Source organism: Capnocytophaga genosp. AHN8471, assembly GCF_016806945.1.
GTDB classification, from domain to species: domain Bacteria; phylum Bacteroidota; class Bacteroidia; order Flavobacteriales; family Flavobacteriaceae; genus Capnocytophaga; species Capnocytophaga periodontitidis.
Window position 1 is genome coordinate 72,829 of the sequence record NZ_JAESPJ010000008.1, and the last position, 13,336, is coordinate 86,164.

The 13,336-nt window shown below is 38.6% G+C and carries 15 protein-coding genes; 6 read left to right on the forward strand and 9 right to left on the reverse strand.

The window, feature by feature from the left end:
* Positions 1-60: 60 nt before the first annotated feature.
* Complete coding sequence (gene sucC / locus JMN12_RS04290) at positions 61-1,254, reverse strand: ADP-forming succinate--CoA ligase subunit beta (RefSeq protein ID WP_198475577.1); 1,194 nt, start codon at positions 1,252-1,254, stop codon at positions 61-63.
* Between the two features lie 141 nt (positions 1,255-1,395).
* On the opposite strand from sucC, the gene tsaD reads away from it, so the two are divergent.
* Together tsaD and JMN12_RS04300 are read left to right on the forward strand one after the other, a co-directional pair.
* Positions 1,396-2,412, forward strand: a complete 1,017-nt coding sequence (tsaD, locus tag JMN12_RS04295; protein WP_095897948.1) for a tRNA (adenosine(37)-N6)-threonylcarbamoyltransferase complex transferase subunit TsaD — start codon at positions 1,396-1,398, stop codon at positions 2,410-2,412.
* A 78-nt stretch (positions 2,413-2,490) separates the two neighbouring features.
* Positions 2,491-3,273, forward strand: coding sequence for a class I SAM-dependent methyltransferase (locus tag JMN12_RS04300; protein WP_088594793.1), 783 nt, complete (start codon positions 2,491-2,493; stop codon positions 3,271-3,273).
* A 91-nt stretch (positions 3,274-3,364) separates the two neighbouring features.
* On the opposite strand, the gene JMN12_RS04305 is transcribed toward JMN12_RS04300, so the two are convergent.
* Positions 3,365-4,009 (reverse strand): hypothetical protein, encoded by a 645-nt coding sequence (locus tag JMN12_RS04305; RefSeq protein ID WP_203093079.1) that lies wholly within the window; start codon positions 4,007-4,009, stop codon positions 3,365-3,367.
* A gap of 99 nt (positions 4,010-4,108) precedes the next feature.
* Between JMN12_RS04305 and JMN12_RS04310 the strand changes: the two genes are divergently transcribed.
* Together JMN12_RS04310 and JMN12_RS04315 are read left to right on the forward strand one after the other, a co-directional pair.
* Complete coding sequence (locus JMN12_RS04310; protein ID WP_203137426.1) at positions 4,109-5,290, forward strand: aminopeptidase C; 1,182 nt, start codon at positions 4,109-4,111, stop codon at positions 5,288-5,290.
* A gap of 66 nt (positions 5,291-5,356) precedes the next feature.
* Positions 5,357-5,584: a hypothetical protein gene (locus JMN12_RS04315; protein WP_034555649.1), complete on the forward strand. Its 228-nt coding sequence runs from the start codon at positions 5,357-5,359 to the stop codon at positions 5,582-5,584.
* A gap of 265 nt (positions 5,585-5,849) precedes the next feature.
* Here JMN12_RS04315 and JMN12_RS04320 read toward each other — a convergent pair whose 3' ends face one another.
* The 3 genes from JMN12_RS04320 to JMN12_RS04330 form a co-directional block, all read right to left on the reverse strand.
* Positions 5,850-6,227, reverse strand: a complete 378-nt coding sequence (locus JMN12_RS04320) for a RidA family protein (protein WP_009413305.1) — start codon at positions 6,225-6,227, stop codon at positions 5,850-5,852.
* A 7-nt stretch (positions 6,228-6,234) separates the two neighbouring features.
* Positions 6,235-7,947, reverse strand: coding sequence for a M23 family metallopeptidase (locus JMN12_RS04325; protein WP_203137434.1), 1,713 nt, complete (start codon positions 7,945-7,947; stop codon positions 6,235-6,237).
* A gap of 162 nt (positions 7,948-8,109) precedes the next feature.
* The gene (locus JMN12_RS04330; RefSeq protein ID WP_203137435.1) at positions 8,110-8,817 is read right to left on the reverse strand and encodes a metal-dependent hydrolase; all 708 of its coding nucleotides are present in this window, start codon (positions 8,815-8,817) and stop codon (positions 8,110-8,112) included.
* Between the two features lie 138 nt (positions 8,818-8,955).
* Here JMN12_RS04330 and def point away from each other — a divergent pair, with 138 nt between their 5' ends.
* Both def and JMN12_RS04340 read left to right on the forward strand, forming a co-directional pair.
* The gene (def, locus tag JMN12_RS04335) at positions 8,956-9,537 is read left to right on the forward strand and encodes a peptide deformylase (protein WP_203137438.1); all 582 of its coding nucleotides are present in this window, start codon (positions 8,956-8,958) and stop codon (positions 9,535-9,537) included.
* A gap of 24 nt (positions 9,538-9,561) precedes the next feature.
* Positions 9,562-9,978 carry a DUF5606 domain-containing protein gene (locus tag JMN12_RS04340; protein WP_203137440.1) on the forward strand — a complete coding sequence of 139 codons (417 nt, stop codon included), beginning with the start codon at positions 9,562-9,564 and terminating at the stop codon, positions 9,976-9,978.
* An 85-nt stretch (positions 9,979-10,063) separates the two neighbouring features.
* Here the strand turns inward: JMN12_RS04340 and rpmF are convergent, their stop codons facing one another.
* From rpmF to JMN12_RS04360, 4 genes are all read right to left on the reverse strand, one after another.
* Positions 10,064-10,258, reverse strand: a complete 195-nt coding sequence (rpmF, locus tag JMN12_RS04345; protein ID WP_009413299.1) for a 50S ribosomal protein L32 — start codon at positions 10,256-10,258, stop codon at positions 10,064-10,066.
* A gap of 10 nt (positions 10,259-10,268) precedes the next feature.
* On the reverse strand, positions 10,269-10,802 hold the full coding sequence (locus tag JMN12_RS04350) for a YceD family protein (RefSeq protein WP_198475594.1): 534 nt from the start codon (positions 10,800-10,802) through the stop codon (positions 10,269-10,271).
* 90 nt (positions 10,803-10,892) lie between these two features.
* Complete coding sequence (locus JMN12_RS04355) at positions 10,893-11,648, reverse strand: response regulator transcription factor (RefSeq protein ID WP_009413297.1); 756 nt, start codon at positions 11,646-11,648, stop codon at positions 10,893-10,895.
* A gap of 45 nt (positions 11,649-11,693) precedes the next feature.
* A complete protein-coding gene (locus tag JMN12_RS04360) occupies positions 11,694-13,241 on the reverse strand; it encodes a sensor histidine kinase (protein WP_203137442.1) in 1,548 nt (515 codons plus the stop codon).
* Between the last annotated feature and the right edge of the window lie 95 nt (positions 13,242-13,336).

The following is a 13,336-nucleotide window of genomic DNA, read 5'->3' on the forward strand; positions in this document are numbered from 1 at the left end:
TCAAAGTCCTTGGACTTTGACAAAGTTTTCGATACAAATCTGACACTTGTTATCTAAATTCTAAGCAAGTACCGCTTTTACTTTATCGGCAGCTTCTTGGAAGAGGATTGCTGAGTGAACGGCTAAGCCTGAATTGTCTAATATTTCTTTAGCAAGCTCGGCATTCGTACCTTGCAAACGTACAATGATAGGCACTTTGATAGCATCGCCCATATTTTGGTAGGCATCTACAACGCCTTGTGCTACGCGGTCACAACGCACAATACCACCAAAGATATTGATGAGGATAGCCTTTACATTAGGGTCTTTGAGGATAATGCGGAAAGCAGCTTCTACGCGTTTAGCATCGGCGGTACCTCCTACATCAAGGAAGTTAGCAGGTGAACCACCCGCTTGTTTGATCAAATCCATCGTAGCCATTGCGAGTCCGGCACCATTTACCATACAGCCCACGTTACCATCGAGAGCGACATAGTTGAGCCCTACTGCTTTAGCTTCTACTTCTATTGGGTTTTCTTCACGTGTATCGCGATAAGCTGCATACTCAGGGTGACGGAAAAGAGCATTGTCATCAAGAGTTACTTTGGCATCTACTGCCATTATTTTATTATCAGAAGTTTTTAGAACAGGGTTGATTTCAAACAAGCTGGCATCAGAAGATACATAAGCATTGTAGAGTGCTGTTACAAACTTTACCATTTCTTTTTGAGCGTCACCGGTAACTCCTAAGTTGAAAGCTATCTGGCGAGCTTGGAAAGGCAAGAGCCCTACAGCAGGGTCGATTTCTTCGGTGAAGATAAGATGAGGTGTTTTTTCGGCTACAGCCTCAATATCCATTCCTCCTTCGGTAGAATACATAATCATATTTTTACCTTTGGCACGGTTCAATAGTACCGACATATAGAACTCTTTAGGCTCGCTTTCACCAGGGTAATATACATCTTCCGCGATGAGTACTTGATGTACCTTTTTTCCTGAAGGTGGTGTTTGAGGGGTAACGAGTTGCATACCTATAATTTGAGAAGCGATAGGCTCTACTTGGTCTAAACCTTTGGCTAACTTAATGCCGCCGCCTTTACCGCGCCCTCCGGCGTGCACTTGTGCTTTTACCACATACCACTGAGTATTAGTGGCTTCGGTGAGTTGTTTGGCAGCCTCTACGGCTTCAGTGGGGGTGTGAGCAACGATGCCACGTTGTACGCGCACCCCAAAACTCGAAAGGATTTCCTTTCCTTGGTATTCGTGTAAGTTCATACGAGATTGATTTGGTAACTATTCGGCAAAGATACGAAACAATTTATTAATTAGCAAAAAAATAATTAATAATACTTCTAAAAAATGCTAATTTGTTAATTGACAAATAATCCTTACTTTTGCGCTCTAAACTGAAAAAGAATGAAAAATACCTATATATTAGCTATAGAATCTTCTTGCGATGATACTTCAGCTTCAGTGCTTTGCAATGATAAAGTGCTTTCTAATGAGGTGGCAAATCAAGAGGTTCATAAACAATACGGCGGGGTAGTGCCCGAATTGGCTTCACGCGCTCACTTGCAAAACATAGTACCCGTAGTGGCTCAAGCACTCAAAAAAGCAGGAATAACCAAAGAAGAACTTTCGGCTATTGCTTTTACAAGAGGACCAGGATTAATGGGGTCGTTGCTCGTGGGAACTTCATTTGCAAAATCGCTGGCAATGGGGCTAAATATCCCGCTCATTGAAGTGAACCATATGCAGGCACATATTTTGGCACATTTTATAGAGGAAGGTCAGCCTAAACCCGAGTTCCCTTTTCTCGCAATGACCATCAGCGGAGGGCATACCCAAATTGTGAAGGTAAACAGCTTTTTTGATATGGAGGTGTTGGGCGAAACCCTTGACGATGCAGTAGGGGAGGCGTTCGACAAGACCGCTAAAATATTAGGACTTCCTTACCCAGGAGGTCCTCTCATTGATAAATACGCCCAAGAGGGTAACCCTAAAGCCTTCAGTTTTTCTAAACCTAAAATATCTGGCCTCAACTTCAGTTTTTCAGGACTTAAAACAGGTATTCTCTACTTTATACAGAAAAATACTGAAGAAAATCCTAATTTCATAACTGAACATTTAGCTGATATTTGCGCTTCAGTACAACACACGATTGTAGAAATACTGATGAGCAAACTCAAAAAAGCTGTAAAAGAAACAGGTATCAAGCAAGTGGCTATTGGGGGAGGAGTATCGGCTAATTCGGGTATTCGCAATGCGCTCACAGCTTTAGGACAGCAATACGGTTGGCAAACCTTTGTGCCTAAATTTCAGTATTGTACCGATAATGCAGCGATGATAGGTATCGTAGGTTATCACAAGTTTTTAGAAGGAAATTTTGTAGCACAAGAAGTAACTGCCCAAGCGCGACTTTCTTTTAATTAGCAGATTTGTTAATTTATTTTGAAACATTCAAAATAAATTCGTACTTTTGTCTCCTAAATTATAAAAACCATTGAAACGATGAAGACAGAAACATCATTAAATGAAAAACAAGGGCACTGGATTCTCGCCAAGCTCGGCAAGAAAGTGTTGCGCCCGGGAGGAAGAGTACTCAGCGAATGGTTAGTAAAAAACTTAGAGATTACCTCCAAAGATGATATTGTAGAGTTTGCCCCAGGATTAGGATTCACGGCTAATATAGCCTGTTCTTACAAGCCTTTCAGCTATACGGGAGTAGATATGAATGAGGCAGCCGCAGCTTTGGCTAAAAAGAATATTCACTATGAAAATGCACGTGTGATTGTAGCTGATGCCGCAGCTTCTACACTTCCTGATGCTTTTGCTAATAAAGTGTATGGAGAGGCAATGCTCACTATGCAACCTCTTGAACACAAAAAAGCTATTATAGCAGAGGCTTTTAGGATACTCAAACCAGGAGGTTATTACGCTATTCACGAATTAGGCTTACAGCCAGACAATGTGAGCGACGAGGTGAAAAACGATGTTTTTAAAGAACTAAGTGCCAATATACGTGTACACGCACGCCCTATGACCCCCAGTGAGTGGAAAGCTCTTTTTGAAGAGCAAGGTTTTAAGGTGGTGAAAGAACAGCACAACGCAATGCTCCTACTTGAGAACAAGCGTGTATGGCAAGATGAAGGGATATTCCGCACGCTTAAATTCTTCTTCAATCTCTTTACCCACCCCGATTTGCGCAAACGCGTGATGAATATGAAGAAAACGTTTAGAAAACACCAAAAGAACTTAGATGCTATAGCTCTTGTTGTTCAAAAACCCCTTTAAACGATTTTACAAAAAAGCTCATATCTTTATAGGAAATCTCCTATAAAAATATGAGCTAAAAAAAGTAACAAATAAAAATAATTCTTCTCTTTCATTGGTCTTTTACAATTACGAGTTGTGCTTTTGAGCCTGTTGCTAAATCCCAACGGTTGCGTATAATGGTATTGCCTTTGTCGTCCAGCACCATAAACTCGGCTGTATTAGGCCCCGATTCGCCTTGGTTGAGCGCTAAAAATTCTACTTTGTTGAAACCTGGTTTTAATTCTACTTTAAAACCTCTGAACTCTCCAAGGAGAAAAATATCGCGAACTTCTTCTACTCCATTCACATATAAACTCACTCGATCGCCATCAATAGCAGCGAAGTCGCGACAATATACATTTACAAACTTCCCATTATTGGTAAAGTCACCAAAAAACTGATCGCCTTTAGGTGCTTCATAATCTTCTCGCTTATGGTCGTTGAGTACCTCATAATTAGGTTTAAACTCTACTTTGCGCTGTACCAAATTGCTCTTTCCCGTAAAATCAATGCTTTTTTCGGGCATCTTCATCCAAGGGTTCTCCTCTTTTTTAGGAGCTACCCGCAGATTGATAGGCGTTCCCTTATACTCTAACTCAGGTGATTTCTCTAACGGAATGACAACCTTATTATCTTTCTTTTGTATTTCAAAAGGTTGAGCCTGAGCAGCTAAGCATCCTAATAAAAGTGATATGTACAAGCATAAATATTTCATAATGTTTGAGCATTTACTTTTTTATAGCGATAACTATGCCAAATTTGCTATTCTGCTAATTCTTTCATACCTTTGCGCTTCATTATTAAGTATTCTTTTATGAAAAACATTACATTATTTGTAGCACTATCTTCCTTTTTTATAGGAACTGCACAGGACGACCTTATCAAATCGGTAGCTGGTAACCACTCAGAAAACGCTGGTTTTAAGTTTACTACCGTTATCAACCTCGAACGCACCGACGTGAAAGACCAAGGTAGCAGCGGCACTTGCTGGAGCTATGCAGGGGCTTCGTTTATAGAAAGTGAAATGAAGCGTATGGGCAAAAAGCCTATCGACCTTGCCGAAATCTTCACTGCTCGCAATTGCTATATCGAAAAAGCTAAACAATATGTGCGTATGCACGGCAATTTAGATTACGGGCAAGGAGGTGAACTCCACGATGTAATCAATATGTACGCCAAATATGGTGCTGTACCTCAAAATATTTATACAGGTTTGAACTACGGTACTACTCGTAATGATTTTGGTGAACTGCACGCTATCTTAAAAGGATTTCTTCAAGGAATGCTAAAGAACGGAGAGAAAAAGAATAAACTCACTCCTAATTGGTTACCTGCTTTCACAGCGACCATCGATGCCTATTTAGGTGCAGTGCCCGAAAGTTTTATGTATGAAGGCAAAAAATATACTGCTCAGAGCTTTGCTAAAGAGCGCGTAGGTATCAATCCTGCCGACTATATAGAAATGGTATCGTATGCCGACCAACCTAAATACCAAAACGTATTTATGGCAGTACCCGATAACTGGAGCTTTGATTATGCTTACAATATCGCAATGACCGACCTTACAAAAACCATTGACAACGCTCTTAAAAAAGGTTATACTGTAGCGTGGGCAGCCGATGTGAGTGAGCGTTATTTCAGTTGGAAAAACGGAGTGGCTTTTGTGCCTGAAAAAGAAGTGAGTGAGATGAGTAACGAGGAAGCCTTGTATCTTTTTTCTAACCCTCCTACTACCGAGAGAACCATCACCCCCGAGATGCGTCAGCGTGATTTTGACAACTATCAAACTACCGATGACCACGCAATGCACATCGTAGGGCTTGCCAAAGACCAAAACGGACGTGAGTACTACATCGTGAAAAACTCTTGGGGCTTGCGCAACGACTATGAAGGCTACTTGTATGTAACTAAAGCCTTTGTAGAGTTCAAAACAACTGCCATTATGCTTCACAAAGGCGGAGTGCCTAACGATATCCTCAAAGGGTGGAAAAAGTAGTATTAATAATGCGAACTTGCTAATTGGCAATTATTTTATACTTTTGCCTTTAAATACGAAATGTTTATGGAAACACTCACTATTAAACCTCCTAAAGGAGTTACTCTAAATGATGCAAGAATAGCTCTTGAACGACTCAACTTTGAAATAGTAGAGAATCAGGAGTACACAATTTCTGATAGTTACAAAAATGAGTTGCACGATCGTTTAAGAGAATGGGAATTATCTCCAGAAACCGGAATCTCTTTAGATGAAGCCAGAAGATTGGCTTACGAAAAATATGGAAGAATATGAAGTAATACTCTCTATCTAAGAGAGGACTACCAAGATATTTTGAGAAGAGTATAATTATTCTCTTCTTCTTTAAGAAATATCTAAACACTATTTAAAAGAAACAGAAAAAATACTTACATAGGAGCATAAATTAGCGTTTCGCTTTACAATTTCCTGTCATAGAAAACGACCATTTTTTAATGTTACGGAGAAAGTAAAAGTGAAATAAATCCCCGCAAGATTTACAATAAGTCTTGCGGGGATTTTTTGTCTCTACACGGTATTACTACAATACAGCAATACAAGAAATTTCTACTTCTACGGCTTTAGGCAATTGTGCTACTTGCACAGTTTCGCGTGCAGGTGCTGTTGCCTCGTTGAAATAGCGTGCATATACGCCATTTACTTGCGCAAATTGCCCCATATCAGCCAAGAAAATAGTGGTTTTTACTACATTCTCAAAAGTAGCTCCTGCCTCGGTAAGGATAGCTTTGAGGTTTTCCATTACTTGCTCGGTAGCAGCTTCTATGCCTTTTACTACTTCACCCGTTGCAGGATTCACAGGTATTTGTCCTGATACGTAGAGCGTGTTGCCAGCTTTTACCGCTTGTGTATAAGGTCCGATGGGCGCTGGCGCTTTTTCTGTAAAAATGATATGTTTCATATAGCTATTAGTTATTAGTCGTTATTTTGGTAAAATTGGCTTTTAGAGTTCCTACGTTGCCTACTTTATCTTTGGCATTTACGATAAGCTCGTATTTATCAGTTTTAGTAGTATCGATATCACTAAAATGGAAAGTAAGGCATTTGTTTTTGGGTTCGTATTCAAAGAGTATCCACTCGCCATTGAGGGTCGCTGAACAAGAGGAAAAGCCACTGAAATTATCGCTTACTAAAATTTTGAGAGTATCGGCTTTTACGATACCACCATTTTTGAAATTCACCGCTTTGAGAGTAGGAGCAGTTACATCTTTGCGCAAGGTGAAAGTACCAAAATTGCGCACACGGGCTGTAAATACACCATCTTTATAAATGGTAGGCTCGTAACTACCGCCACGCGAAAGGAACATTTTGCTGGCTTCTTCGGGGGTATAACTATCGTCTTTGATGGTTACAGTAAAGTATTTCTGAGCAGGAATGCGGTAATCACCTACGGTAATAGAATCTTTTTTGCTGGTGATGAGCATTTGCACATCCTCATAAAGGGTATTTTCAGGTAAATAAACACTACCGTGTTCTAATTCATAGTAGTTATCGCGAGTAGCTACCACCTGTTTGTTGCCTTTAGGTTCTGGTCGAGGTGTTTTTAGTATTTCGCGTTTGCCCTCTATAGGGATATTTATTGTAGTAGTATTCCCTTTGAAATCTTCGGCTATAATAGTAGCAGTGTATTGTTTACCATCTTCTATGGTAAGATACCCAAAATTGCTTTTGGTAGGAGGGATAGGGTAGACGTCTAAACGGTTGTTAGGCAGCTTGTAAAGGCGTTGTACCATACCTCTTTTTTGAGTATACATCTCGTAGTCGATCAGGGCGTTGAGGTAGCGAGTATCGTTGTAATTCACCTTGTTTAAAACAGTTTGGAACTGCACCTCTCCGTTGAGCAGGAGAGTTACTTTGTAGATGCCATTTCGGTGCATTGTTTCATTTTGGCGGTCGAAACCTTGAATGCCAAACCCAATAGTACCAATAGCACTGATATTATCGGCGAGGTAAGTGTGATCGGCTTGTAAAGTTTTATTGATTTGTCGGGGGAGTTGAGTGCTTTCTATTTGAGCATCTTTGCCGAGTGAATAACCATAGAGGTGTATGATTTCGGGAGGAGTAGTATCTTCAATGAGGTCTTTAAAGCCAAAGAGTAGTGGATTCCAGCCATTGTCGCTGGTATCGCGCACCTCAAAGTGTAAGTGAGGTCCTTGGCTACCCCCTGTGTTGCCACTAAGGGCTACCCAATCACCTTGTGATACAGGAAATTGTTTTTCGTCGAGGATAATATCAATGTCGTAAGTTTGTTGTGCATATTGTTTTTGTTTTACGAAAGCTTCTACTTCGGGAGCGTATTTTTGCAAGTGTCCATAAGTGGTTACATAGCCGCTGGGATGGGTGATATACAGCATTTTACCATAGCCATACGGACTTACTTTGATACGAGAAATATAGCCTTTATCGGCAGCCAAAACTTGTAACCCCTCGCGACCTTCAGTTTTTAGATCGATACCGCCGTGGAAGTGATTAGGGCGCAATTCGGCAAAAGTACCTGCGAGTAAAGGTTTAGTATTCAGAGGAATGATAGGTTTAAATTCTTGACCTTTTAAGGTAAGAGGTAAGGAGTAGGAAATAAGAGATAAGAGGATAGTTAAGTGATAAGTGATAAGTTTTTTCATTCTTTGCTAATAAAAGTTTTGCATATAAAACGGCGCAAAAGTAAGAATAATTTGTCAATTAGCCAATTTGTCGATTCGTCAATTTGTAAAATGTACAAAAAAACTTTGTTGAAATTTAGAGATTTCAACAAAGTTTAATAGTTATTGTTTGATACCTAACACTTACAGGGTACTAATATTTAAATCTTTTAAATCTAAAGAAGCCCCTATTTCTAAGAGGTGAAGGCGACGATGGTCGTCTTTGAATTTGCGTTTAGCAGCTTCTTTATCAATTTTGATTACAGGGAAGGTGTCGTAATGCACGCCCAACACATTGCCTACTTCTACAAAGCGAGCCGCTGTAAGGGCATCGCGTACCCCCATAGTATAGTTGTTACCGATAGGGAAAATTGCCAGATTTACCTTGTATTGGTGGGGGATAATTTTCATATCGTAGTGCAAGGCGGTATCTCCTGAAATGTAGATAGTATCATCGTTGTAATCAATCAAAAAACCAGCAGGATTGCCTCCATAAGAACCATCGGGGAAAGATGAAGAATGTTCAGCTTTAATCATCTTGATTTTCACTTTGCCATCTACAAATCGGTGAGAGCCACCGAGGTTCATAGCGTGACCGCTAAGCCCTAATTTTTCGTAGTGAGCGAGAATTTCGGGATTGGTAATCAGTTGAGCACCTGTGCGTTTGGCAATAGCTTCTACATCGGCAATGTGGTCGCCGTGGGCGTGAGTGATGAGGATGTAATCTGCTTTGATAGAGTTTATATCAATGTGTGAAGCCAAAGGGTTAGAGCTAATAAAAGGGTCTACAAGAAAGTGAATCCCATCAATGTTTATATTCACGCAAGCGTGACCTAAATAAGTTACTTTCATAATGAATTTTTTTATAGGTTATCAATAAGGCAAAGGTAGTGAATTATTTTTAAAGTGCAAAATAATTTAATAATTGGCGAATTGGCTAATTAGCAAATTATTCTTATCTTTGCCCCCGCAAAATAAAAAAATATCACAATGGTTTTACCTATTATAGGATACGGCGACCCAGTACTCAGGAAAGTAGGGGAGGATATTACTCCTGATTACCCCGAGATTAAAGCGCTTATCGCCAATATGTACGACACTATGCGTCACGCTTATGGTGTAGGCTTAGCTGCCCCACAAGTAGGGCTTGCTATACGTTTGTTTGTAGTTGATGCCTCTCCGTTTGCTGAGGATGATGACTTAACTCCTGAAGAACAAGCGTTTTTGAAAACCTTCCAAAAGACTTTTATCAACGCCAAAATCACTGAAGAAACAGGTGATAAATGGAATTTCAATGAGGGTTGCCTCAGTATTCCAGGGGTGCGTGAAGACGTGAGCCGCCACAAGCAAATCACTATTGAATACCTTGATGAGGAATTCAAGCCTCAAACACTGACTCTTGATGGTTTGGCAGCGCGTATTGTTCAGCACGAGTACGACCATATAGAAGGCATATTGTTTACAGATAAACTTTCGGCTTTTAAAAAACAGCTTATCAAAAGCAAGCTGAACAATATTATGAAAGGAAAGGTGAAGGTAGATTACAGAATGAAATTTTTTAATGCTAAGTAAATAATCAATATTAAAAATATAAAAATGAATTTAACAAAAATACTTGCCATATCGGGGAAACCAGGTTTGTATCATTTAGAAACGCAAACGCGTTCAGGATTTTTAGCTACTTCTTTAGCCGATGATAAACGCATTTCGGTAGGGATTCGCAATAATGTGAGTTTGTTATCGGAAATAGCTATTTACACTATGGAAAAGGAAGTGCCTTTAAGTGAAGTGTTTGAAAGTATAAAAACTTTAGAAGGAGGCAAAGAAGCAAGTATATCAGCAAAATCGGATGGGGCTACTTTAGAATCTTATTTTGCTAAAGTACTTCCTAACTACGATCGCGACCGTGTATATGCGAGTGATATTAAGAAAGTAATACAATGGTATAATTTGCTGCTCAACAAAGGATTTTTAGAAGAAGAACCTTCTACAACTACTAAAGAAGAAGCATAAAAAAATAGGCTGTGAGGATTAATCTTACAGCCTATTTTTTATTTAAACTTCATTTTTGTATGAGAGTTCATCTTCTACTTACTGATTATTCAGCTTTTTCAGTGTTATCGATAAGCACTTGTCCACGGTAGTAAAGTTTACCTTCATGCCAGTGAGCACGGTGGTACAAGTGGTTTTCGCCTGTTGTAGGGTCTTTTGCAATTTGTGGAAGTACTGCTACGTCGTGAGTTCTTCTCTTATCTCTTCTTGTTTTTGATTGTCTTCGCTTAGGATGTGCCATTGCTTAATATTTATTTATCAGTTATTAATTTTTTTAAACTTTCCCATCGTGGGTCTATAGCTTCGGGGGCTATATGGTTTTCTTTTGGGGCTAATGCTTCAAGTTTATCTAAAATTTCGGAGTGCATTGAACCATTGAGTACATCGGGGTGTACACGTTTTGCTGGAATTGATAATACGATGAGCTCATAGAGGTATTGTGCTATCTCTATTTGATGTTCGCCGTGAGGGAGTATCAGCAGCTCTTCGTCGTCATCATTATATTCTTCACCGAATTTTACTACTAAGAACAATTCACCAGATACAGGTAAATTGAAAGGTTCATTAGAAACATCACAATTTACATTCACTGTTCCACTATTGTGAAAGTGCAACTCCATAAGGTTGCTTTTTTTTTCTAAATCTACAGTGATAGTTTGTTGAGTATCGTTTATTTCATCAAAACTAAAAAGTTCTAAAAACTTTCTATCAATGGTATAAACAAACTGATGTTTTCCTTGTTTTAAGCCAGCAAAAGAAATGGTGTAATCTTTTAACTTTCTCATTATCTATAAGTTCAGCAATTGATTGCCTGCCTTTTGAGGCGCAAAGGTAAGAATTTTCGGTGAACTACCAAAAAAAAAGTAAAAAAGTTCCTAAATAAAGCCGTCAGCATCTTTGTTGGCAACCAATCTAAAACCTTCACCGTGGATGTTTAGAATTTCTACTTTTTCATCTTTTTTGAGTAATTTTCTCAGTTTAGCAATATATACGTCCATACTGCGAGATGTAAAATAGTTGTCGTCTTTCCATATTTTAGAAAGGGCGAGTTCTCGTGACATAAAATCGTCGGTATGTAGAGCGAGGAGGCGCAATAGTTCATTCTCTTTAGGGGAGAGTTTCATAGGTTCTTCGTCCTTGTATTTAAGAATACGCAATTTAGTATTGAGGAAGAAATTGCCTATTTCAAACTCAAACTTATTGTTATCGACCATAGTCTCAATGTTTTTACGTTGTAACATTGAGCGTATTTTCATCAAGAGAATTTCGGAATCAAAAGGTTTGTTGAGGTAGTCGTCGCCGCCAGATTTGTATCCTTTGATTACATCTTCGCGCATAGTACGAGCTGTAAGGAAAATGATAGGGATTTTTTCATTTTTCTCACGGATTTCTCTTGCGAGCGTAAATCCATCTTTGTAAGGCATCATCACGTCGAGGATGCACATATCAAAGAGTTCTTTTTTGAAAAGCTCAAAGCCTTCCATACCATTTTTGGCTAATGTAACATCGAAACCGCTCATTACTAAGTAGTCTTTGAGTACTGTACCAAAGTTAGGGTCGTCTTCCACTAAGAGGATACGTTTATCTTCAGAGGAGGGTTTGGCAGAGTAATAGTTTCCGTTCATATTCATTTTTTTATTTGTTTTTAGTTATTTTTTGAGCTTATTTTAAAGCACTTATATTACAGGTAGCTTAATAAAGAAAGTAGAGCCTTTTCCTTTTTCGCTTTCTACATAAATACTTCCTTGATGGTATTCTACGATACTTTTTACATAAGCAAGTCCTAAACCGTGCCCTTTTACGTTGTGTAAGTCGCCAGTGTGTTCTCTATAGAATTTATCGAAAATGTATTTAGCGGCTTGTTTACTCATTCCTTGACCTTTGTCCTTAATGCGGATAAGGATTCTATTTTTGATATTTTCTGTATAGATATCTATTACAGGAGCTTCTGGTGAATATTTGATAGCGTTTTCAATTACATTTACAAATACATTGGTAAGGTGAGATTCATTAGCTGATATGTCGCTATTATCTGCCAAAAAGTGAGTGCGTATCAATCCATTACGTTCGTTGAGCATCACTTGTACGTGGCTAATAGCATTTGTGATAAGGTCGTGCACATCTAAAGGTTCACGTTCTAATTGCAAATTGCCTTTTTCGAGGCGGGATATTTGCAAGATATTTTCAACTTGTGCGAGCATTCGTTTGTTCTCTTGTTTGAGGATTTTCACGTAATGCATTACCTTGTCGGGGTCGTTTAATGCAATAGGGCTCTTGAGCGTATCGAGTACTAAGTTCATTGTAGCGATAGGTGTTTTGAACTCGTGAGTCATATTGTTGATAAAGTCTGTTTTTATTTCTGAAATGCGGCGTTGGGTAATCAGTTGGTTTAGTGTAATGATAAACACCGCTATAATAATGAGCATAAAAACAGTGGAGAGGCTTGCTATACCTATAATTGACGATAAAACAAAGCGTTCTCGTTGAGGGAATACTACAGCTAATTCATAGAGAGAATCATCATTGCTATTGGCGCCAAAGAGCAATGTTCTGTACTCTCTGGTCTCATTGGGTTCAAAGTATTTAGAATGTACTTTTGAGAGTACGTTTTTATTGTATATAGCAAACTCAAAGTGCAATTTGAGTCCTCTTTTTTCCAATCGTTGTTGGATGAGTTTTTGTATTTGAATAATTGATACGCGTTCGCTTATGGATTGTTGACGGATGATGTTTTTGAAAGATTCTTCAATCATCAAACGTTCTATTTTAGGTAAATTGCTCAATTTTTCATAGGCATTTACCAAATATGGATTGGTGTCTAATTTTTGTATTTTTGGATTGTAGTCTAAGTAATGATTGTTAAACGAATGAGGAGTAGTTGTTATAGGTAGTTCATAATCTTCATCTAAAACGCCGTGGTTATAAGCAAAATTTTCCTTGTTGTCTTTGTAATTTTGTATATAAACAAAGTCATGCAAGAGAGGGGCTTTAAGCTTAAGGGTACTATCGTTTTCTCTTAAAAAGATGATTTGAGCTACGTATTTATCTACTTCATCTTGCTCTATTTGCCTTGCTACATTATTGAGAACCTGCTGAATAGAATAAGTAAAAGCTTCTTCTTTATTGTCGATCGCCATCTTAATCCAATACCCTTGAATAAAGATAATTCCTACAAGTGATAAGCTTGTAAGTATTAGAGCTATTATGTATAAACGTCTATTCATCGCGCAAAGTTAATACAAAATATTAAAAAAACAATAATAAGTCTTAAAAAAACTTTTGTCATAGAACAAAATAGTTTTTCGAATTTGAGTAAATA